Source organism: Phycisphaerae bacterium, assembly GCA_018003015.1.
Classification (GTDB): domain Bacteria; phylum Planctomycetota; class Phycisphaerae; order UBA1845; family PWPN01; genus JAGNEZ01.
In genome coordinates this window covers 1-22,010 of the sequence record JAGNEZ010000085.1, presented here as the reverse complement: position 1 = coordinate 22,010, position 22,010 = coordinate 1, and the positions used below count along the sequence as shown (strand labels likewise).

Sequence of the window (22,010 nt, the reverse complement as noted above, 5' to 3'; positions counted from 1 at the left end):
CGTTCGTGCTGCCCCCCGCCCCGGGCACGCGCCGCGGTGAGCACGGCTGGCTCCAGGCCGCGGCCATCCTGGTGGGCCTGGCCGCCGGATGGCAATGGTCGGGCACACGCGCGCTGATGTCCTCAATCCTGGATCCGTCCTCCGCCACAGTAACCGTCGTGGCCGCCGTCGCCCTGCTGGCTGCCTCGGTGGGCCCTCGGGCACCCGCCCACCTGGCCCTCCGGATCGCTCTCTTCCTCAAGCGGCGGGCCGGACACACGGCAGAGCCCCTCCCCGAGACCGGCACCTTTCCATGGGTCCTGCCCCTGACCCGCGAGCGGGATGAGCCACTACTCTGGCTTTCCCTCTCCGTGCTGGCTTCCGCCGCTGGCGCTCTGGCCCTGCTTGTCCCACCGCTCGCCGGACTCTGGGCCCGCATCCACGGCTACCTCATGGAACACTTCTTCTGGGCCGGCGTCCTGCTCACCGGATGGGAGTGGCTGGGCGTGACCCTCATCATCGGGGCAGCATGGATCGCCAATGGCCTGGTGACCGCAGCCCTGGCGCCGGTAGCCGGCCAGCGAGCCGGAGTCCCCTGGGACCTTCCGCGAATCGCCATCGGCGTGCTGACCGGCCTGGGAGCGGCATGGATCACCAACCGCTGGGCCGAAACCTGCCTGTCGGCCACGCAGGTGTTGCTCCTCGGCGTTCTACCCATGTTCGGCCTGTCCATCATGGCCGCCGTACGCTCTCAGCGCATCCAGCATCAACCGCTGTGCGCCATCCCGGCGGACACGAACGTGCCCGAATTCGCCGGACGCCCGGAAGGATGGATCTGGCTGTCCCTGGTGGTGTGGGGAGCGGCCACACTCATGGCCACCTTCGGCTGGCGACTCTGCCAGGAAACCCTCACCCTGGCGGGCAACCCGCAGGGAATGGGAAACGGCGAATCCGGGCTGTGCGCCGTCATCATCGCCGCCGGAGTCGCGGTGGCGGCGATCCACACCCGCCGGCGAAGGAAATCGGCTTCCGGCTGCGGCATGGCCATGTGGGCGGCAGGAGCGGGCACCGGCATGGCCGCAGCACTGCTCGGAAAAGCCCCGGAAGCGCCCAGCCTGCTTGCGTGCGCGGTCATCGCTCTGCCCGCCGGATATGCCCTGTACTATGCCGAGCGGGCCTGGCTCGCCCGGGCGGACAGCGAAAGCCACGGCTTCGCCAGAATGGTCACCGCCCTGCCCGCCGGAGGGGCAATCGGTCTCATCGTCGCCGAGTACCTCGTGCTGCCGACCCTCGGCCCGATGGGCATGATCGCCCTGGGAGCCCTGCTCATGCTTGGCCTCGGAGGCCTCGTCCAAATCTTCGAACGGGAGGCCCCCACCCACACCCGATACCTCCGCCTGGCCTTGGTGTTCGGATCGCTCTCGGCGGCCATCATCATCTTCCCCATCAGCGTCCAAGGCTGGGACGCTCGACCGCGAACCGACCACCCGCGGAGACTCAGCATCCTGCCCTCGAGTCCCGGCCAGCTGCTGCACACCCGCCGGATCTGCCTCATCGGTCTCGGCTCGCGAACCCTCGTCGAGGGCTTGGCCGGCTTCGACGGCCAGGTCGATGTCCTTTCCCTGGGTCCCGCCAGTCCCAGGCCGTCAACCGCCGCCGGAGCCGCTCATGTGCACTTCGCACCGGACAGCGCCTTCCGGGCGATGAGACAGGACCGCCGGCACTACGACCTGATCTACCAGCGAGGTCCCGGACTCGTCGCCCACCATTCGAGCGCCGCCTACACCTTTGAGTGGTTCTCCACACTATCCGCCCACACCACCGCCGGCGGACAGGTGATCCTTGACGTACCGCTGAATCGCCTCAGTAGAGATGCCATCCGGATCATCGCCGCGACGTTCGAGCAGGCCGCCGCCACCCCCGCAGTCTGGCGGCTCATCATGCCCGAACAGGGGCCAGTCCTCCGCCTCCAGGTCCGCCCCGGAGCATCACCCCTGGCCCCGGGCGATATCGACGGCACTTGGTCCCCCGTTGGCGCCCTCTCGGCGGGAGAGACGATCCGGTTACGCCCACATTCCCTTCGCCGCGATCGCCTGGGACGGCTCCTGAACTCGACCGCTCCGGAACCAGGTTCGAGCCTTGCCGCCTGGCTGAACAGCACACGAGAAAAGCGCAATTACCGGACCTCGCCACCCCTCGGCTCGCGGCCCAGCCCCCAGACCGGCCAGGCCGGGAACCTGCCCCCCCCGATCAAGTGAAGAGCCTCCTTGACCGATGACATCTGTGCCCCGATCGCGCGGCCGCAGCGCGTGAGCAGAAACCGCTTCTGGCTGCATGCCACCCATTCGCGGTAGCGGGAATCCGGAGCACCCGAGGTGTCCGAGTATGCCAAGCAGGCAGCATGCATTCACCATTGTCGAGGTCCTCATTGTCGTCATCACTCTGGGAATCCTCGCCGCCATCGTGGTACCCCAGTTCTCTGACGCAAGCACCAACGCCAGCGAAAGCGCCCTGCACAAGAACCTGCAGATCGTGCGCGGCCAGGTCGAACTGTACAAGCTCCAGCACAGCACCTACCCGACCTTGGCCAACTTCACCACCGCGATGACCACCAAGCTCAACGACTATGGGCCCTATTTGCAGTCCATTCCCGACAACCCCTATTGGACAGGCGACCCGAGCAAGGCCAACAGCGTGGGCAGCGGCAGCACGGGAACCAGCGCGTGGTACTACAACGAGACAACCGGAGAGTTCCGGGAAAATCACCGATAAGCCGGGACGGGCAAACGGCGTTCGCCCCCCGGATGCCTCGCTCCCACAAGATCATCAGCAGGTTCGTCAGGCCTGGGGGGTGCTGCGCGAACCCGCTTTCCTTTTGGCGACGCACAAACGAGGAGTGACTGTCGATGATCAACGAATCCGTCGATGCCCGTTGGCTACGCCGACTTCTGAGCGCCATCGTCGTCCTGCTGGCCATCATTGCCGTCGAGTTATCGGTCATGATGCCGCCCCTCCAGGCACAATCCTGCGCCCAGATCCTGCCCGACAGCGCCCGACAACGCGCCGACCAGATCGCCGAGCAGATCAAGACCAATGCGACCCTGGAGCGGATTCTCGACCAACTCCGTACCGGCACGGTTAAGGTCAAAGTCGCCAGCACCGATAAGGAGTTAGAGCGCGCGCCGACCTCGAAATCCAAGATCGAGGTTCGCTGAGCGCCGCCCGAATTCGCAACCGCGCGACCGCTGCCGCGACGCCCAGTCGAAGGGCGACGAGAGGCCCCGTAAACCGCGCGAGCAGACGCGGCGTCCCGTCCCGCGAAACGGGTCGCCCTTCTCCAGGAAGCAGGGTTCTGTCTGTGAGCCACACTCTCTCCTGGGTTCCACGACAGGTAGGGCCCATCGGCCTGGATCTCGGTACGCGCGTCGTTCGCATGCTCCAACTCACTCGACACAAGGGCCAAGTCAGCATCGTGGCTTGTGCCCAGCGGGAGATACCCCCCGACACAGCCAGCGACGAGGAACTCAAACTCCGACAGGTCCGGGCGGTCGAAGAGATGCTGCGCTTCGGCGGCTTCCGGGGAAGAAGCGTCATCACCGCCGTGCCCTGGGACGATCTCCATATCCGCACCGTCCGTCTTCCATCGATGCCCGACGAGAGCATCTACAACGCCGTCCGATTCGAGGCCGCCGACAGGTTCGGCCTGGATCACGATCAGACCGAGGTCCGCTTTCTGGTCGCCGGCGACGTCCGCCAGGGAACCGAACTGAGACAGGAGATCATCCTTCTGGCGGCCAGACGCCCCGCGATTGAGGACCATCTTCGAAGGCTGACCCGCATGGGACTGCACCCCGCCGCCGTCGATGCCGGCCCCTGCGCCCTGTTCCGCGGATTCGAACGGCTGCTCCGCCGTGACCAGGATGCCGGACAGACCAGCGCTTTCATTGAGATCGGTTACCGCTCCTCGCGCGTGGTCATCGCCCGCGGCCCGGAACCGAGCCTCATCAAGTCGATCCCCGTCGGTGGACGCCGGTTTGACGAACTCGTGGCCGAAAAGCTGGAACTCGGCTTGGCCGAAGCCGCCCAGCTTCGTATCCGCCTCCAGGATCTGTATATCGCCGAACTCACCGGACAGGCCAACAGGATCCCGCCGGACGAACAGATCAGCCATGAAATGAGACACACCCTCCTTGACGCCTTGCGACCGGCTCTCGATCACCTGGCCAAGGAGGTATCGCTCTGCCTGCGGTACTGCTCGACCACTTTCCGAGGACCGCGATCCGATTCGGTCACCGTTCTGGGTGGAGAAGCCTGCAATCCGGATATGATCCAGCTCCTCTCGGACCAGGCCAACGTGCCGTTTCACATCGGCAAACCCATGCGGAATGTCACCATCGAGCAGGGCTTCGACGGGGCGGATCGCCGGACAGGAAAGCCTGAATGGGCCATGGCTCTGGGCCTGGCTCTCAAGCCCGCTCAGCAGGCACTGGCGGTGGCATCATGAAAGAGCTCGATTTCCTGCCACCAAGCTATCACCTGGCCAACGCCCACCGGCGGGAATGGCGCCGGAACCTCGTCCTTTCTCTGCTCGCGATCGCTTCGCTGGCCGGCCTCCATCAGGTCAACGACGGACGAATCCGGACCGCCACCGCGGATCTCCAGGCCATCGATGCCGGCATCGGCTCGGTCCAACACGCCCGCGACAAACTGACCGCGCTCTCCGAACGTAAGAGCCGGCTCAGCCGACAGGCGGCATTGGCCGCCGACCTCCGGGACCAGGCTCCACTCGACGCGGTCGTCGCCGAGATAACCGCCATGTTGAACAACAGCATCGTCCTGCGGGCCATCGAAATCAACACCCGGCCACCGGGGGAATACCCCCTCCGCCCGCTGCACAGCCCCGACCCTCCGGCATCCGTGACCGGCGCCGGAACCGAAACACGCGATACGGCCCGATCGTCGGCCGCCCGATACGGCCCGCTCCAGGTCCTTATGACCGGAATCGCCGGCAGTGACATGGAGGTCGGCATGTTCTACGGTCGCCTGAGTTCCAGCTCGAGAGTCACCGACCTTCACATGAACTACACGCGAGAAACGGAGCTCTGCGGCCGGCACATGCGCGAGTTCGAGATCAGCCTGGTCATTCGACCCGTGGAGGACCCGCCATGAGACGTATCGCCTTCCTCATCGACCGGCGAAGCGTGCTCTGGGCGGCAGGTATTGTCGTCACCACGGCGGCGTTCCTGGGTACCGTGACAGCCAGTCAAATGCGACAGATGGCGGCACTGAAAACTTCCATCGAAGCCAGACAGAACAACCTCACCGCCGGAGCCGGCGACTCCCGAGCAATTGCCCAACTCGAGCAGATACTCGATCAACTCGCCGTCGACAACCCCGCACTGGAGGAGGAGGTCCCCCGGGAGGCAGATCTTGACCGGCTGCTGCAGACCCTGGAACGGTTCGCCGATGCGCGCGGGCTTCGACCGGACATGATCCAGCCCGGCGAGCCTCTCGTGTTCCCGGAGGTGACCGCCCTGCCGATCACCATGCGGGTCCGGGGACGTTTCCCGGCCGTTTTCGACCTGGTCAAGGATATCCAGAGTATGTCGCGGCTGACTCGCTTCGAGCGGTTCAGCGCCAATCGACTTCCGCCGCCAACCAAGGAGATCGAAGCGAGTCCTTCTGAGGAGATGGTCACCGCGGAGCTGAAGTTCCGCGTGTTCTACAGCCCGGTGTAATGAGGAACGACACCACAACAACCATGATCAATGATCGTGTTCCATTCTGGTGGCGAGCCCGGCTGCACCTCGCGGCCAACCCGAAGAGAGCCGGCATGCTGGTCGTGCTCTGCGTGATCATGATCATCGCCGGCGGGCGCTGGGTCTGGAACCGAAAGGCCCCCAGCCCGGCGGCCGCCGCCACGATGGCGACACTCGCCTCTCCAACGGCCCCGACCCACGTCCCAACCGCCCCGCAACCGGCTGGCAGAACCGGATCCAATCGCCCCTGGGTACGCGAGATCAGCCGCGACCCCTTCACGCTGCCCGTTGCGAATCCCCTGCACCTCGCGAAAACGGCGGCATCGGACCAGCTCGCCGCGGATGCGCCAGATCGTGACCCGCCGGCCCGCAGGGCGGCGGCCTCGCTCGTCCTGCAGAGCACCGTGCTAGGACCCCGTCCGTCGGCGACGATCAACGGCCAGGTCGTTCGACAAGGCGACATCGTGGATGACTTTGTGATCGAGCGTATTGAAGCCGCTCGGGTGACAGTCCGCCGGGAAACGGTTCGCGTCACCTTGGAGCTTCGTCGGTAAACGTATGGTCGAGACTGGATATACGGCCTCACCGGCATCACGCGCGGTGCGGCCCACGAACGACCCGCCCGCGAGGCACTTCTCCATGCGGAGAACCACCTCGCTGACCCTCGGTCTGCTCCTCGCCGTCGCAATCATCGCCGCGTACGCATTACACACCCTGGCCAGCAACGCACCCATCGGAAGCCAGTACACCGCCTGGGCGGCATGTGCCATGCTTGTCGTCACCGCCATCGTGGTGCTGCTCCTCGGCCGCGCGACCACCCAGCAGATGCTCCAGTCCATGGAGGACCAGCTCCGCCTCCTGCTGCGGACCGAACAGGTCCCCGCGCCCCGAGGCCCGATTCCCGAAGACCTTCGGCCGGCCATCACCGTCCTGTGGGACTATGCCGCCACCGTCCACGACCGGCTCGAGCGGCTTCACCTTCAGAAGAAGGAACTCGATATCCAGATGCGCGTCGCCGAAACCGAACGACAGAACACCGAGGCCATCATCTTCAGCATTTCCGACGCGGTACTGGTCATCGATTCGTTCGGCGAGCTGGTCCTGGCCAACACCGCGGCGGAGCGGCTCTTCTCGTTCCGCTTCAGCGAATGGCGCCATCGCCCGATCGACCGCGTGGTCGAGGATCCCACCCTCCTCACCCTGCTCAAGAACGCCCGAGCCATGGGCGATCGTGCCGCTCGACGACAGGTGGAATACAGCACGCTTCGCCAGGGCAAGACGCACACCTTCAACATCACCCTTTCCAAGGTCATCGACACCGGCGGCGAATGCCGCGGCAGCGTGGCCGTCTTCCACGACATCACCCGCGAGCGGGAAATCGCCCAGATCAAGAGCGACTTCGTCTCCGCCGTCTCCCACGAACTCCGTACACCATTGTCCAGCATCAAGGCCTACATGGAAATGCTGGTCGACGGCGAGGTCAAGGACGACAAAACGCGAGGAGACTTCTACAGCATCATCCAGTCGGAGACCGATCGGCTCCAGCGCCTGATCAGCAACGTGCTCAACATCTCCCGGATCGAATCCGGCGTGGTTGAGATTCATCGCGAGCCGATCGCCGCCAATGACGTCATCCGCGAAGTGGCCGCGGTGATGCAGCCCCACGCTTCCCATAAGTGCATCTCCCTGTCCTGTGATCTCGAGGATCCCGCTCCCCCGGTGTGGGCCGATCACGATCTGCTGTATCAGGCGATCCTCAACGTGGTCAGCAACGCAGTCAAGTACACCGAACGCGAGGGACAGGTGACCATCTCGACGCGTACGGACCGAAGGACCGGCCATGTCGCCATCAGCATCGAGGATGACGGCGTGGGCATCCAGCCCCAGGACCTCCCGCACATCTTCGAGAAATTCTACCGCGCCCAGGGCAGCCGCGGCATGGCCAAGGGCACCGGCTTGGGTCTGAATCTGGTCAAACACATCGTGGAGACCGCACACGGCGGCGAGATCTCCATCACCAGCGAGGTCGGAGCCGGAACCACCATCGTCCTCCGGTTCCCCTGCCTGCACTCAAACCACCCCCCGGAGGTAAACATATGAATGCCAAGACCATTCTCATTGCCGACGATGAAACCCATATTCTCAATGTTCTGAGCCTCAAGCTGCAGAACGCGGGCTACACCGTGATCACCGCCCAGGACGGAGCGGAGGCCTTCGAACTGGCCTGCGCCCATCATCCCAACCTGGTCATCACCGACTACCAGATGCCCATGCTCAGCGGCCTGGAACTCTGCACCAGGCTCCGCTGCGAACCCGGCACCCGCGATGTACCGGCCATCCTGCTGACCGCACGCGGCTTCTCCATGTCCCAGCGCGAGGTCCTCAAGGACAATATCAAGGAGGTCATCACCAAGCCGTTCAGTCCACGCGAGATTCTCGCCCGGGTCCAGCAGATCATCGGGCCGGTCGTTCTGGAGCCCAGCATCGGCTAGAGGAGCAGCATCAAACCCCATGGCCACGACTTCGCTCATTTCCCGAGAACCCGCATACGCCCTTCACCCGGGTTTCACCCAGTGGGCCGAGCTCTGGTCACGACTGGGCCTGTGGATCTCGCTCTGGGACGAGGCGGGCAACCTCGTCGAGCAGGTCGGTCCGGCTGATTCCTTCTGGCGAGCGATGGTCCGCCATTCATCAATATTCCGTGAACGCCTCCAGAACATCGTCAGGCGAAGCCGCGGGGCAAACACCTTCGACGAACTCGATACCTTCGGCGGCCTGATGATCATCACCGTACCCTTGACCTATCGCCGCCGGACAACCGGCGTGGCCCTCGCCTGCGGATTGACCCGCGAGTTCTTCGACGAGGAAACTCTCGCTCGTTTCTGCGACTGCCATGGCGTCGATCGGCGGGTCTTCTCGCGCCTGGCCACGCCTCTCACCGTCCACGGCCGCGACCAGCTCGAGGTCTACGCCGGCATCCTCGCCCATCATGCAAGCGGTTGCATGGGCGCCTCCATGACTCAACGGGAAATCGACGATCTCTCCACCCATCTGGCCCATACCTACGAAGAGTTGAACCTGCTGTATCGGTTCAGTTCGGGGCTCAGCGTGGCCCGAAAACCCACTACCCATTTCGAGGAGCTTGCCGAGGAACTGCTCAACTCCACCACCATCCAGGCCTTGACCGTCATACTGGAGCCGTCGTCCGATGCCGAGACTGAACCGGTCCAGGTCCAGGCCGGCTCCCCACCAGTCTCCACCAGCGAGTTGGTGCGAATCTACCGGATCGTCCGCCAACGCCCCCCAAACGCCGGTCGGGCCCTGGCCATCAGCGATGTGGCCAACGATCCCGACCTCGCCTGGGCCGCGCCGCGGATCGGCAAACTGGCCTTCTACCGCCTGGACATGAAAAACCGACTCTACGGCGGAATCCTGGCAATCAACCACCGCGACGGCTCGGAGTTCGATTCCTACGAGATCCAACTGATTAACTCCCTCGCCGAACGCAGCGCCGCCCTCCTCGAAAGCCTCCGACTCTACGACGACCTCGAACGCCTGTTCAGCGGCCTGCTCCACGCCTTGGTCAGCAGCATCGATGCGAAGGACCCCTACACCTGCGGCCATTCCCAGCGCGTCGCCTGGCTCAGCCGCCACATCGCCCGACTCTGCGGCCAATCCGAAGAGAAAAGCCAGAGGGCCTACCTCAGCGGCCTGCTGCACGACATCGGCAAGATCGGCATCAGCGAGGCCGTACTCTGCAAAACCGGCCGGCTGACCCCGCAAGAGTACGAGGAAATGCGCAGGCATCCGGAGATCGGAGCCCACATCCTCGAAGCGGTCCCCCACGTCGCCGACACGATCCCCGGCGTACTGCACCACCACGAACGTATGGACGGAAAGGGCTATCCCTCAGGGTTGCCAGCCTACCAGATCCCACTGCTCGGAAGAATCATCGGCTTGGCAGACAGCTTCGACGCTATCACCACCAATCGCACCTACCGGAAGGCCCGCCCTCTGCAAATCGCCACCGTTGAAATCCGTCGCTGCGCGGGAACCCAATTCGATCCCGAACTGGCCGACCTCTTCCTCCGCCAGGACATCCCGGAGCTGCTCTCGCAGGTCACCGCGTTCGGCAACCGTTCCAGCGGAAGCCAGCTCAACGTGGCTATCCATCCAAACCTGGACGACACACCGTGAGCGTCAACCGTCTCCACATGAACCCAGGCACGTACACGCCTGACCGCTCGAAACGCCATCCGCCCACTGTCCGGCTCGCCAAGGTTATCACCCGCCAGGAGCATCGTTGACATCTCCGGTTCTCTTTCGCACAATGACCCGGGTCCGACTGCCCCCGGACAGATGCTTGGCCAACCAGGAGTCACACAGATGCGCTTCTCTCCGTCTCCACGAATCCAGAAACACCTGCGACATCGCTCCACCCGTTGGCTCGCACCCCTCGCGGGCCTCGCCGGCCTGCTCCCGACCGGATGCCAGGCTCCCGACCCGAGCGACCGCTGGACGGTCTCACCGAGCTCGGTCGTCTTCAAGTCCTCCGCAACGGATCGGCCCCTGCTCACCTATCGGCACGGCGATGTCCCCTACAAGCCCTACATCGAGCGGCTTTGCACCCCGGCGGGCGTCAACATTCTGCGCGATGCGCCTTTCGATCATCTCCACCACCACGGCATCATGTACGCGATCAACGCGGACGGAGTGGAGTACTGGGCCGAAACCCCCGAGTCCGGCCGCCAGATCGTACTCGATACCCGGTCGCCCTGGACCGACCGGATCGACGGCCTCTATCGGACCCGCCTGACTCAGGAACTGATGTACCGAGGCAGCCGTGAAAAGCTCCCCTCAGTCATCGAGAATCGAACCATCGAAGCCTACCGCGGCGAGGACCTCCAGGCATCCCTGATCACATGGCAAAGCCGGCTGCGGACGGGAAAGCTGGGTGACGAGATCAAGCTGTCGGGCAAGGAGTATTATGGCCTGGGCATGCGCTTCGTCCCATCGATGGACAAGGGCGACGATTTCTTCAACGCCGACGGCAAGAACGGCTTCAAGGCCACAAACAACGTTCCCAGCCGCTGGTGCGCTTACTCCGCCAAGGCCGGCGATAAACTCGTCACCGTGGCCATGTTCGACCATCCCGCAAACCCCCGCTACCCTGCCGTCTGGTTCACCATGAACGAGCCGTTCTCCTACATGACAATCACCCCGGACCTGCACCATGAAGGCATGACGTTGAAGCGCGGCACCCCCCTGGTGTTCCGCTACGGCGTGGCCCTCTGGGACGGCCGCACTCCAGCTGACCAGGTCGAGAAGCTCTACCAGCGATGGGTGACCTTGGCGAATGACCGGCCAAGCCTCTAAACTACAGGGTGGCGTCTGCCCAGGCGCCGAGACCCAGAACTCCGGCGCCTTGCAGCGAAACCTGAACCCGTACCGCCGCTCAGGAGACCCTATGACACCTTACCGGTATCCAATGCTCTCGCTGGTCGTCCTGCTCCCCTCTGTCCTTGCCGGTCCAGCCGAAACCGTACCCGCCGACTCCCCGCCCGCAACTCGAGCGGCCGACGGCCCCGTGCTTCGCATCGCTTACTTCGTGCCCAAGGACCGCACGCCCATCCCGGGCTACCCAGAACGGCTCGACCGGGCGGTGACCGAGGTCCAGCAATTCTACCGCAAGGGAATGGAGCAGAACGGCCACGGCCCGCTGACGTTCACACCAGACCGAAACAAGAACGGAAGCCTGCGTATTCATGTCGTGCAGGGTGCGCGGCCCATGCGCGAATACGGGCGCGACGACTCCGACAAGGTGCGCCGCGAGGTCAAGGCGGCGATGGCCAGGGAAGGTGTCAATCTCGACCGCGAGACCGTCTTGATCTTCGAAGTCCTGCTCGACTGGCAAGGCGAAAGGGCCATCGAGGTAGGACCCTACTGCGGCGGTGGAGATCACCGCAGCGGAACCGCGTGGGTCTTCGACGATGCACGAATCGATCCGCGAAAGCTGGGCGACCGCTCGCCGGGCGGTTACTACGGCCGGCCTTGCTCCATCGGCGAGTTCAACTCTCACTACTTGGGAGGTATAGCCCACGAGCTTGGCCACGCTCTCGGCCTGCCGCACGATCGCGAGGCCAAGGAGGATCCACGCGGCCATTCGCTGATGGGCAACGGCAACCATACCTTCGGCGAAGAACAACGCGGCGAAGGGCGAGGGACCTTCCTCAGCCCTGCATCGGCCTTGCCACTCGCCGGACATCCCCTGTTCACCGGCAAACGCGAGAACGCGTCCGGATCGCCCTCCTCCACCATGCTCGACGTCCGCGCGGACTTCCGCGACCAGAAGCTGCACCTCGCCGGACAACTCGACGCCACACCGCCCGCCTACGGCGTGGTCGCCTACAACGACTGGACAAGGATCCGCGATGACTATGACGCCCTCGGTGCAACCAGTCCGCTCGACAAGGACGGCCGCTTCCATCTGGCCATCGGCGAACTGACGCCAGGACACTGGGAACTGCGACTGGCTGTCTGCCACAAGAACGGAAGCCGCAGCACCCAGTCCTTCGAGTACGAGGTGGCCAGCGATGGCAAGCCCGACCTGTCCGCCTTCCGCGAGGCCTGGTTGCTCGGCGAGGCGGTCAAGACCCGTGCCGCGGGAGACCCTCGCAAAGCCGAATCCATGGTCGCCAGGATCGAGGAAGCGGCGCCCGCAGGCAGCGAAGTCCGGCAAAAGGCCGCCCACCTGCGACGACTCTGCCAACCCCCGGCAACCAGGAACCTCGCCACTATCCCGGCGGATGCCAGACAAGCCACCGTATCCGAACTGGCGTTCTCCCATTCATCCGTCGGCTGGGGCCGCCCCCTCCGCGACGAAGTGATCATCGAAGGGCGACCCACCTGCTTCCTCCAGGTGAACGGCCAATTCTACCCATCCGGCCTCTTCGCCCACGCCCCCGCTAGGTATGCCCTCCCCCTCGACAAGAAATGGACACGCTTCAGAAGCCGCTATGGTCTCCAGGACGGCCACGGCGGATCAGTCGTGTTCGTCGTCAACGGAGACGGCAAGGAACTGTTTCGCTCGACCCTGGTCAAGGACCAGCGCCTGCGCAACCTGGACGTGGATGTCTCCGGAGTCGGCTCGCTGGAATTGGTGACCGAAGACGGCGGCGACGGCCCCGGAAACGATTGGGGCGTCTGGATCGAGCCCCGCTTGGAGCGATGAGGCGATTCACCGCCCGGATCCCTTGAACCGCAACGACCACTCCTTTCGCTCCACCGCTTCAAAGCCCAGGCGACCCCGCAACAGCGGAGCCTCCAGATCGATGCCGGAGAAGCCGGATTGGGCACTCAGGCTCTCGTCAATTGAATACCCCGCGGGAACGTACACCGACAGCACCCACTCCATGCCCGGCCTGCCCAAGGCAACACCCGAAAGCGTCGCGGCGGCCGCGTCCCAGCGCACCTCGGCCAGCTCCACCGCTCCCTGCGTGAAGTGCCTATCCGTGCCCAATACCTGCGGAACCCCTTGCCGCTCCCGAATGCACAACAGCTGAACCGAAGTCGGCTCCAAGGCGAGCCGGATGGGACCTTTCGTCTCCGAAATCAGCCGCTGCGACCAGAACTCGCTGACGAGGTAGGTCCGCTCCGCGCTCAGGCCCAGCCAGACCGGATCCAGCTCCCGAGTCGTGGCCCCGGTCTCCCCGTTGAAGCACCCGACCAGCCACCACTGCCCAAACGGCTTGCGGATCGTCAGCACAAACGTCTCCGCCAGGGGCCGGTCGAACAAATCGAGCGGCCGGGCGGTCTCGCCGTGCGCAGGCAAGATCTTCCTGGTAATCGCCAGCCGCTCGGGATCAAGGTCGGCCACGGGATCACCCGAGATCGTCGTGCCGCCCGACAAGGCAATGCTCGTCGCCGCCGCCTGGGCCTGCGGGATGCTCAGATCGCGAGTGCGAAGGTGGTCGGCATCGTTGATCCACATCCGGTTGTGGAGGTAGTAGCGCTTGGCCACCGAGGGAATCACACTGTTCGGCCACCCCGCATAGTGCTCCCACACGGTGAACGGGGGTGACGGCCGGTCCAGCTCAATCCGCATGCTGTCAATCAGGCCCACCACCACCGGCCCCGGGCCGCAGTCCAGCAGGTGCCTGTCCGGCCCGATCGCCTCACGCATGATCTGGCAGCCCGTGCGATAGGCCTGAGCCTTGCTTACCGTGGGATCCGCGTAACGCTCAGCCGCAAGGAGGGTCCATTCCACAAAGTCCGTCTTGATGAAGTCGTAACCCCACTCCCGGGCAAGGGTGTGAAACAAACCCTCAAGCCACTTGCGAGCGCCCGGATGAGTCACGTCGAGAATGTACTGAGCCTGCCGCTGATGCTCGGGCACGATGCCCTGAGGCTCGCCGTCCGGGCCTTGTACCAGCCAGTCGGGATGCTGCTTGGCCACATCGGTATCGGCCGAGATGGCGTACGGGGCAACCCAGATCCCCGGCTTCAGACCCATCTCGCGAATCCTGCCGGCCAGCCATTTCATCCCGTGCGGGAACTTGTTGTTGCCCTCCCAGTTGCCTAACGCGGTCTGATAACCGTCATCGACCTGCACCCATTCCATGCCGTACGGTTTGAGCTCCTTCGCGACATACTCGGCATGCCTGAGAACCTCCTTCTCGGTCACATCACCGTAGGTCACAAACCACGAACACCAGCCGTTGATGACCGGATTCAACCGCACCCGATACAACCGCCTGACAAGATCCGCGTATGTCTCCAAGCCGTTGAACCGATCGGGCGATACCAGAAACAGCAGTCGGCCCGAACTCACCGTGGAGCCCGGCTTGACCACAAAGTAGCCGTTGTACAACGAGCGAGCCGCCAGATTGAACGCCGCACGCACCGCCTCCGTCGTACCCGCCGGCACCCAGCTCGCCGCGATCACCCCCTCCGCCCGGCTGTTGTCCAGGTATCCGACCACCAGGGTCGCTTGCGTCGTCGGGACATGAAAGGCCGCATTCCAATGGCTGATGATCTCTTCGTCCGAGGTCGCCGGACTGAACGCGAGCAATTGACCCGAGTCGTAGTAGATCCGCCCGTTCGTCAACATCGCGTCAACCAGAGTGGAGCCCTCGTGGGCCCCAAACAGACACCCGCCCCCCTCCTCCGTGGCCGCCCGCAGCGGCTCGCAGAAAGGCACAAGCACGTCTTCCTTCGACACGTTGGTGAAAAGCAACTCGAAAACCGCCCCTTGCCGACCGCCGAGCAGCGTGATCCGCAACTCCACATCCAGCACCCGCTCCTGATCCCTGCATGTCACGACCAGACAGCGACCGCCCACGACCGGATCGCCGGAGCCGACTATCCTGCTGCTGCGGGCATAGCGAGCGTCCGAAGTCAGAACCGCTCCCGACGATGACATCACCGCCCCGGTCGCATTCCTGAGCAGCGGACGGCCATCGCGGCCAAAGAGATCAAACCGCCCGACTCGCAGGTTCCATTCCAGCGATAAATCACCGCTGATCAGCCGAACGCGATCCTCCCCATCATCACCACCGTCAGCCCATGCCCCGGAAAACGACAACGAAAACACGACAGCACAGATCCAGAAGCGAAATGACGGTCGTCTCGTCACAGTGCGACCCTCCCATCGGTCGATGGCGACGACACCTCGCGACAGCAACACACACCCCATGCTACGACCCAATGTATCGGGCGTACACCGTCCGGGCATCCTCCGGCCGGTCCACACCCCTGATCATGGCCCGCCCGTCCGGAAAGACGGTCAGTTCATAGGCGTCCACCACCGCCTTCAACAACAGCGAACTGAATCGCGGCTCACCCTTGGCGATCGGCCGGAGCTTGGCCGCCAGAGCGGCAAAGTCAACCGCCGACTTGTGCGCCGGGTAAACCTGAACCGCGTTTCGCCCGCAAAGCGTCACCGTCCGGCCCGCCAGCCGTCCACCCAGATAGGCATACTCCCGCCCCTTGCAGCAGGCACAGTCACCGTCCGTGTAAGCTCTGCGAACATCCACACGCGATACCTGATTCGCCCACGCGTCAAAGACCAGCAGCCGCCGATCCACGGCCTCGATCCGGCCAGCCAGTATCTTGATCGCTTCCATCGCCTGGTGGCTCGCGACCATTCCCACCACCGGACCGAGGATACCCGCCGTCTCGCACGTCGGATTCATCTCCCCCGGAGGCGGCTCATCCACCACGCACCGCAGACACGGCCCATCCCCCGGAAGAATCGGTAACGACATCCCCCGCGAACCTACACACGCCCCGTACACCCACGGCCGGCCCGTCTTCACCGCCAGATCGTTGATCAGGAACCGCGTCTCGAAATTGTCCGTCCCGTCCAACAGCAGATCGGCGCCCTCGGAGTAGTCCTCGATATTCTCGTGGTTCACATCGTCCACGACCGCTTCTACCGTCACCGCGCCGTTGATCCTCACCAGCTTCCGGCGAGCAGCCTCCGCCTTGGGTAGATCGGCACGAACATCATCCTCATCAAACAGAACCTGTCGCTGCAAATTCGATAGCTCAACCAGGTCGCGATCGATCATCCGAAGAACACCCACCCCCGCCCGGACCAGCAACTGAGCCAGCGTGCTCCCCAGCGCCCCGCAACCGATCAACACCACCCGCGAGCTGAGTAGCCGCCGCTGCCCTTCCTCGCCCAGCGGGGCAAACAACATCTGGCGCGAATAACGCTCAAGGTCTCGATTGAACGGGGTCGTCATGCTGATACACCAGGCTGCCACCGGCAATGGGTGTCCGACATGTCCATGTCTACCCCAAAACCCCGGTATCCTCAACTCCAGGAATAAAGCGCCAACCGGGATCCCCACCACTCCCCCGGGCCACAGACGCCAGCCTCACTCCCCCGCCCCCGAAAGAGAGCCCCATGACGCCCCAACACTCTGTCAAGTCGCCCGTCGATCCCGGCCAAATCACCGTCACCGCCTGGGACACAACGTGTGAACACTTCCCCGCCCTGACCACAACAGCCAGGCACGACCTGCCCATCCCCGCCCGAGCGTTGAAACTTGAATATACTATAGAAACAGTCGTATATGAACCGACATCTGATCGACACGCCGCATCCACGCTGACTAGGCCAAGTCTTGTTCAGATCATTCGGACGACGGTCGTTGCAGTCCAGGGTACCGTCGCCGTTCGCATCCGTGTCCGCAACGCCCCGGCTGGCGAGGGTCCGGGGCAGGCATCGCCGAACGCCGTTCGCTCGTTCGCGTGGACCCTGTCGCGGGATCGGGTAACTCGAGACTCCTTACCTGATTGTACCCGCGCTATGGCGGCGAGTTGATCGAAAACCCTCTTTTTGCGATCCTTCACACAATCCCTGAGAAAACCTCGTTGCCTGACAATCGATGAACTCGCCAGAGGACTCCAAATGTGTACTTAGACTCCCTTTCCTGGTTGCCAGAGGCTCCAGATCATCGCCTCCGAGGCTGGCCACGACAGCAAATGAAAGCCCTCGGCATGCCCGGGTTGACGTGCCGGCGGCCGCTCACCATGATGGAAGCTCGCGGCGGCTTCAGACCTGCCCGATCGCGGGGTCGATCGGCAGCGACTGTCGGCGCCGAGATGACCGTGCGGAGGCCTTCGCCGGGCTTGCTGCCCCGGCAGCTTGACCGTCTCCCTGCCCGGAGGAAGACCCGGTGAGAACGCAGAAGTCCTCGTTTCTGAGCCGTCTCTCGATAAAGGAGCCCCTCGTGCGCATCAACAGGATTGTCACAATGATCGTACTGTGCGGTCTCATGCTGCCGGCCGCCTGCACCGAACGACCAAAAAGCCAGCCCCCGCCGCAGAACGCCGCCCCGCCTGTGACCACGCCGGCCGCCGCCCCCGCGCACAACTTCGCACGATGGGAAAAGGAGGTCTCGGCCTACGAACAGGCGGACCGCATCAGGCCGCCGACCAAGGGCGGAATCCTGTTCATCGGCTCATCCACCATCCGGATGTGGAAAACGCTCGCCGAGGATTTCCCCGGACACACGGTCATCAATCGCGGCTTCGGCGGCTCTCAGATCGTGGACTCCACCCACTTCGCCGAGCGAATCATCTTCCCATACCAGCCTCGGATGATCTTCCTCCGGGCCGGCGGAAACGACATTCACGCGGGAAAGTCGGCCAGCCAGGTCTTCGAGGAATACAAGGCGTTTGTCGCCAAGGTCCACGCCCGACTGCCCCAGACCCAGATCGCGTACATCGCCCTCTGCCCGGCCCCGGCCCGCTGGACCGAACGCGACGCGAACAAGGCCCTCAACGACCTGGTCAAGGCCTATACCCGACAGCACGACTACCTCAAGTACGTCGAGACCTACGATATGTCATTGACCCCCGACGGGCAGGCCCGCCCAGAGCTCTTCGTCGCCGACCGGCTTCACTTCAACACCGAGGGATACCGGCTGCTGGCCGAGCGGGTGCGCCCCTTCCTGCCCCCCGCCCACTCCGCCAGTTGAGCCCCACTCGGAGTCGAGCTGCCTAACGGCCTTCATCCCCGACCACGACGCGGGCGTAACGGAATTGCAGGCTGTCATCGGCCGTGCCGAACAGATCGAGGATCCGCGACGGACGGGAGCCGCCGCGCGGCGTGGCGGTGAAATAAGACCTCATGGGCGCCCTCATCTCCACCTGCACCAGCTCGACCGCGCCGTCACCCGAGCCAATCGGGCCCCACCAGTTGGCGAACACCGGCCTGCCGCCCACACCCGTGCCCGTACCCGCCACGATCACCCCCAGCCGCTGGTCGGAAACGACGTGAAACCGCGCATAGAGAGGATCTGCCCCCCCGCCGTCGGAATGCGCACCGGCCAACGTTCGCCGTAACGCAACCTTGCCGTCCCGGATGATCACGTATTCGAGCAGATTGACCATCGGCTGGCCGGGAAAGTACTTGTCGCGAAGGAAGGCGTACTGGTGCGGCCGCTTCAGATAGAGCAGATGGGCCGCCCCGACAGAATCCACGTGCAGATCGAGATTGGTCATGTGGCCAGCGGTCTTCTCCACGCTGTCCACTTCAATCGGCTCGGAAAACGGCTCGGCGGACAGGTCGGGCGTGAAAGCGTAAAACAGCCGCCGAAACACGTAGTCCCACTTGCTACCGGTCTTCTCCAGCTTCAGTCTGCGCCACTCCTCGTTCGGCTCGACGATGTCGCCGATGGCAAGGACGTGAGCCGCCCCGCCACGCAGAGCCACCTGCGGATAGCACGATCGGATCGGAAAGCGAATCGTGCCTCGGGCATGCCACGCACCCTTGCGGTCACGATGCGAAACGAACTGCTCGCCGCTCCTGGCGTTGATGTTCAGCAGCAGGAGTTCCCCGCTCTCGCCGTCGGCCGCGAAGCCCCGGTAGGAATGGTCCGTGAAATGCGTGCCCACCGCCCACACCGGTTCGAGCTCAACCGGCTTGGCGCCCGGCTTCCGGACGTCGAACTGCAGGACCAGCGGGTGGCAGGCCCCATACTGCGTGCCGGGCGGCTCGGTGGACGGATTGACCGAGAGAAAAACCGGACCACCCCGAAACACGCCGATCGGACACGGCTCGCGCTGACGATAGAACCCTTCGTGCTGAACGAGCTTCCAGCCGGCCGCATCACGCCGCCACAACTGCCAGCGGGTATTGCACAGCGGGGGAACGTCCTTGCCGGTCTCGATCATTGAGGCGAAGACGACGTCATCCTGCCGGGCGACAATCGTGGAGCCATAACACCACGACGGGCCAGCGCCATTGTTCGCGGGAACGTAAGAAGTGACGACTTCCTCGGTTTCGACCACCAGTCGGGGCGACGGCTGCCGGCCGGGAACGGCCAGGATCACCGCCGCGGCCAGAGCGAGTGAACACATGATTTGGCCCTCAGCCAAGATCGGCCCCGACGCCTCGCCGACAACACCGCAGGAGGCCCCGACCCCACTTTCACGATCCGAGCATCCCGGCCAGGACGACGACGCCCTTCAAGCCCCGGCCGCACCACTCCGGAACACGGCCCACAGCCCTGCCCCGCGACTACGCCAGACTCTTGGCCTTCGCCACGATGCCATCCGGGCCCAGGCCCAGCTTGCCCAGAATGATATCGCCGCTCTTGCCCGACTTGGGCACCCGCGGACAGGTCATTCCGAAAACCCGAACCTCACCAGCCTGAGCGGCGGCTTCCGCAATCGCGCTGTAGAAGCCCCCCACGAAGTTGTCCTCGATAACCAGAATCTTGCCGTTCGCCTTCCGGGCAGCGTCCAGAATCGGGGCGGCATTCAGCGGCAGGCAGTAGGCGTCGAACACGTTGCACTTCACGCCCAACTCCCTGAGCTGCTTCGCCGCCTGCAGTGCAGGCGTCACCATGTAGCCGCTGGAAACCAGCGTCACGCTGTTGCCCTCCGCCAACTGCTTCGAGCCACCGATCTCGAAGATCGCATCCTGCGGGTAGATCAGGGCCACGTCCGGCCGATGGGTGCGCAAATAACACATGCTCGGCGTGTTCGCGGCCAGTTCGACCATCCGGTAGGCGGCCACCGCGTCGGCCGGGTGAAACACCACCGCCGCCGGGTTGCCCCGCCCATCGTCCGCGTAAGCATAGCCCCGGAAGAAACCCATGTCCGGCAAACTCATCTGGCTCGGCCCGTCGGCACCCAGCGAAACCCCCGCGTGCGAACCCACGATCTTGATCTTCGCCCGGGTGATCGCCGCCATCTCGATCTGGTCGTACCCCCGGGCCAGAAACTTGGCGAACGAGCTGGCGAACGGAATCATCCCCCCCGCAGCCAGGCCGACCGCGACCGTAATCATGTTCTGCTCGGCAATCTTGCATTCGAAGAAACGCTTCGGGAACATCTTGCCGAACGGCTCGGCAAACGTGGAGTTGCTCACATCCCCGTCAACCGCCACGATCCGCTCGTCGGCCAGCCCCAGCGACACCAGAGCCGCACCGTACATCCGCCGCGTCGAGACCTTCCCCTTGGCCACCGCATCCTCGAGCTTGGCCCGCTTGACCGACTCACCGAACGGCTCGATCTTGATCTGCCCGTTGCGGTTCGGCAGCTTCAGCGCCCCAGGTTTAGGCGGCCGGGGTACTTCCTTCACCGCCGCCGGAACCTCACGCTTCGCCGCCGCCTTGTCCAGACTCGCCATCGCCGCTTCCACCTCGGTCTTGGGCAGCGGCTTGCCATGGTTGGTGTGAGCCTTGAGCGACTTCACGCCCCAGCCTTTCTCCGTCTCGGCCACGATCGCGTGCGGCTTCTTGCCCTTGCCCACCTTGCGAAGAGCCTTCATGATCTCCTTGAGATCATGCCCGTCGATCACCGCCACCTTGTACCCGTAGGCTTCTAGCTTCGCCGCCGTCGTCTTGGACGACTGCTGCGGCGAAACATAGTCCGCTTGGCCCTGACCGTTGCAGTTGAAGATCGGAACCACGTTGGTCAACTTGTGGTCGGCGATGAAATCAATGGCCTCCCAAATCTGCCCCTCCCGCGACTCGCCGTCACCAATGATGACGAAGATCCGCTTGTCGCTCTTGTTCAGCCGGGCGGCCAAACCCAAACCCGCCCCGGCACTGAGCCCCTGACCAAGCGAGCCCGTCGCCGAATCGAAGAAGGGAAAACCCTCCGCAGGGTTCGGATGGCCGTCCAACTCACTATCCCACTCCCGAAGCGTGAGCAGATCGTTCACCGTCAGAGCCCGCTTCTGCTCCGGCGACCGGCCAACCACGCCGCCCAGATCCGCATAGGCCGCATACACCACCGGCACCGCGTGCCCTTCACTGAGCACCAGCCGATCACTGGCCGGATTCCATGGATTCGCCGGGTCGTAGCGCATTTCCGAGTACATCAGAGCGGCCACCAGGTGCCCGAGCGACAACGCGCTCGAGGGATGACCCGAACCGGCCGCCGTGGTCATTCGAACAATGTTCTTGCCCATCTCAATGACGCGAGATTCGATCGCCTTGCTCATGCGTAAACTCTTTCAAAACAGAACCTTATGCCAATACACCGCCCGTCGTGGGGTGACCGAGTGCCATAGCCTACCGGCAATCCGGCCAGGGATCAAGCCGAGCCCCGCCTTCCCCCTCCACGGCGGAAACCATCATCGAGCCCGCGGAATCGCGACAAACCCCCGCCGGCCATCCCTAGCCCAAGTTACTGAACAACTGCGATTTTGAAAAGATCTTCGGGTTGGCATCCGCGTTCTCCGGGCGATCAGCGGGGTTGGATGGCGTTTTCGGCGATGTAGTGGAAACCTACCCTCTTGAAGAT

Annotated in this window: 17 protein-coding genes; 13 read left to right on the top strand and 4 right to left on the bottom strand. The window is 64.1% G+C overall.

Going from position 1 to position 22,010, the window contains the following annotated elements; genetic code table 11:
* The 12 genes from KA354_22670 to KA354_22615 form a co-directional block, all read left to right on the top strand.
* On the top strand, positions 1-2,237 hold a 2,237-nt coding region (locus KA354_22670; protein ID MBP7937457.1), incomplete at its 5' end, for a hypothetical protein.
* A gap of 127 nt (positions 2,238-2,364) precedes the next feature.
* A complete protein-coding gene (locus tag KA354_22665; GenBank protein ID MBP7937456.1) occupies positions 2,365-2,751 on the top strand; it encodes a prepilin-type N-terminal cleavage/methylation domain-containing protein in 387 nt (128 codons plus the stop codon).
* Between the two features lie 134 nt (positions 2,752-2,885).
* Positions 2,886-3,194 (top strand): hypothetical protein, encoded by a 309-nt coding sequence (locus KA354_22660; GenBank protein MBP7937455.1) that lies wholly within the window; start codon positions 2,886-2,888, stop codon positions 3,192-3,194.
* A 143-nt stretch (positions 3,195-3,337) separates the two neighbouring features.
* Positions 3,338-4,483, top strand: a complete 1,146-nt coding sequence (gene pilM / locus KA354_22655) for a pilus assembly protein PilM (GenBank protein MBP7937454.1) — start codon at positions 3,338-3,340, stop codon at positions 4,481-4,483.
* Positions 4,480-5,148: a hypothetical protein gene (locus KA354_22650; GenBank protein ID MBP7937453.1), complete on the top strand. Its 669-nt coding sequence runs from the start codon at positions 4,480-4,482 to the stop codon at positions 5,146-5,148. Before pilM ends, KA354_22650 begins: the two co-directional genes overlap by 4 nt.
* Positions 5,145-5,717: a type 4a pilus biogenesis protein PilO gene (gene pilO, locus KA354_22645; protein MBP7937452.1), complete on the top strand. Its 573-nt coding sequence runs from the start codon at positions 5,145-5,147 to the stop codon at positions 5,715-5,717. Before KA354_22650 ends, pilO begins: the two co-directional genes overlap by 4 nt.
* Before the next feature lie 23 nt (positions 5,718-5,740).
* Positions 5,741-6,292 (top strand): hypothetical protein, encoded by a 552-nt coding sequence (locus tag KA354_22640; GenBank protein ID MBP7937451.1) that lies wholly within the window; start codon positions 5,741-5,743, stop codon positions 6,290-6,292.
* 85 nt (positions 6,293-6,377) lie between these two features.
* Positions 6,378-7,838, top strand: a complete 1,461-nt coding sequence (locus tag KA354_22635; GenBank protein MBP7937450.1) for a PAS domain-containing protein — start codon at positions 6,378-6,380, stop codon at positions 7,836-7,838.
* Positions 7,835-8,230 carry a response regulator gene (locus tag KA354_22630; GenBank protein MBP7937449.1) on the top strand — a complete coding sequence of 132 codons (396 nt, stop codon included), beginning with the start codon at positions 7,835-7,837 and terminating at the stop codon, positions 8,228-8,230. Before KA354_22635 ends, KA354_22630 begins: the two co-directional genes overlap by 4 nt.
* 19 nt (positions 8,231-8,249) lie before the next feature.
* Positions 8,250-9,935, top strand: a complete 1,686-nt coding sequence (locus KA354_22625; GenBank protein ID MBP7937448.1) for an HD domain-containing protein — start codon at positions 8,250-8,252, stop codon at positions 9,933-9,935.
* A gap of 189 nt (positions 9,936-10,124) precedes the next feature.
* The gene (locus KA354_22620) at positions 10,125-11,114 is read left to right on the top strand and encodes a PmoA family protein (protein MBP7937447.1); all 990 of its coding nucleotides are present in this window, start codon (positions 10,125-10,127) and stop codon (positions 11,112-11,114) included.
* 91 nt (positions 11,115-11,205) lie between these two features.
* Positions 11,206-12,969, top strand: coding sequence for an NPCBM/NEW2 domain-containing protein (locus KA354_22615; GenBank protein MBP7937446.1), 1,764 nt, complete (start codon positions 11,206-11,208; stop codon positions 12,967-12,969).
* Between the two features lie 6 nt (positions 12,970-12,975).
* On the opposite strand, the gene KA354_22610 is transcribed toward KA354_22615, so the two are convergent.
* Together KA354_22610 and KA354_22605 are read right to left on the bottom strand one after the other, a co-directional pair.
* Entirely contained in the window at positions 12,976-15,372 is a 2,397-nt protein-coding gene (locus tag KA354_22610; protein ID MBP7937445.1) for an alpha-galactosidase, read from the bottom strand.
* Between the two features lie 61 nt (positions 15,373-15,433).
* Positions 15,434-16,486, bottom strand: coding sequence for a ThiF family adenylyltransferase (locus tag KA354_22605; GenBank protein MBP7937444.1), 1,053 nt, complete (start codon positions 16,484-16,486; stop codon positions 15,434-15,436).
* A gap of 1,017 nt (positions 16,487-17,503) precedes the next feature.
* Here KA354_22605 and KA354_22600 point away from each other — a divergent pair.
* Positions 17,504-18,229, top strand: a complete 726-nt coding sequence (locus KA354_22600) for a hypothetical protein (protein MBP7937443.1) — start codon at positions 17,504-17,506, stop codon at positions 18,227-18,229.
* A 22-nt stretch (positions 18,230-18,251) separates the two neighbouring features.
* Here KA354_22600 and KA354_22595 read toward each other — a convergent pair whose 3' ends face one another.
* Positions 18,252-19,613: a hypothetical protein gene (locus KA354_22595; protein ID MBP7937442.1), complete on the bottom strand. Its 1,362-nt coding sequence runs from the start codon at positions 19,611-19,613 to the stop codon at positions 18,252-18,254.
* A 160-nt stretch (positions 19,614-19,773) separates the two neighbouring features.
* Positions 19,774-21,708, bottom strand: a complete 1,935-nt coding sequence (locus KA354_22590; protein MBP7937441.1) for a transketolase — start codon at positions 21,706-21,708, stop codon at positions 19,774-19,776.
* Positions 21,709-22,010 lie beyond the last annotated feature (302 nt).

Bases quoted from the DNA above. Each gene is read 5' to 3' on its own strand.
- KA354_22600 (MBP7937443.1), top strand. From the start codon at position 17,504: ATGATCGTACTGTGCGGTCTCATGCTGCCGGCCGCCTGCACCGAACGA.
- KA354_22605 (MBP7937444.1), bottom strand. From the start codon at position 16,486: ATGACGACCCCGTTCAATCGAGACCTTGAGCGTTATTCGCGCCAGATG.
- KA354_22630 (MBP7937449.1), top strand. From the start codon at position 7,835: ATGAATGCCAAGACCATTCTCATTGCCGACGATGAAACCCATATTCTC.
- KA354_22640 (MBP7937451.1), top strand. From the start codon at position 5,741: ATGATCAATGATCGTGTTCCATTCTGGTGGCGAGCCCGGCTGCACCTC.
- KA354_22635 (MBP7937450.1), top strand. From the start codon at position 6,378: ATGCGGAGAACCACCTCGCTGACCCTCGGTCTGCTCCTCGCCGTCGCA.
- KA354_22665 (MBP7937456.1), top strand. From the start codon at position 2,365: ATGCCAAGCAGGCAGCATGCATTCACCATTGTCGAGGTCCTCATTGTC.
- KA354_22595 (MBP7937442.1), bottom strand. From the start codon at position 19,613: ATGTGTTCACTCGCTCTGGCCGCGGCGGTGATCCTGGCCGTTCCCGGC.
- KA354_22590 (MBP7937441.1), bottom strand. From the start codon at position 21,708: ATGAGCAAGGCGATCGAATCTCGCGTCATTGAGATGGGCAAGAACATT.
- KA354_22620 (MBP7937447.1), top strand. From the start codon at position 10,125: ATGCGCTTCTCTCCGTCTCCACGAATCCAGAAACACCTGCGACATCGC.
- pilO (MBP7937452.1), top strand. From the start codon at position 5,145: ATGAGACGTATCGCCTTCCTCATCGACCGGCGAAGCGTGCTCTGGGCG.
- KA354_22660 (MBP7937455.1), top strand. From the start codon at position 2,886: ATGATCAACGAATCCGTCGATGCCCGTTGGCTACGCCGACTTCTGAGC.
- KA354_22650 (MBP7937453.1), top strand. From the start codon at position 4,480: ATGAAAGAGCTCGATTTCCTGCCACCAAGCTATCACCTGGCCAACGCC.
- KA354_22615 (MBP7937446.1), top strand. From the start codon at position 11,206: ATGACACCTTACCGGTATCCAATGCTCTCGCTGGTCGTCCTGCTCCCC.
- KA354_22625 (MBP7937448.1), top strand. From the start codon at position 8,250: ATGGCCACGACTTCGCTCATTTCCCGAGAACCCGCATACGCCCTTCAC.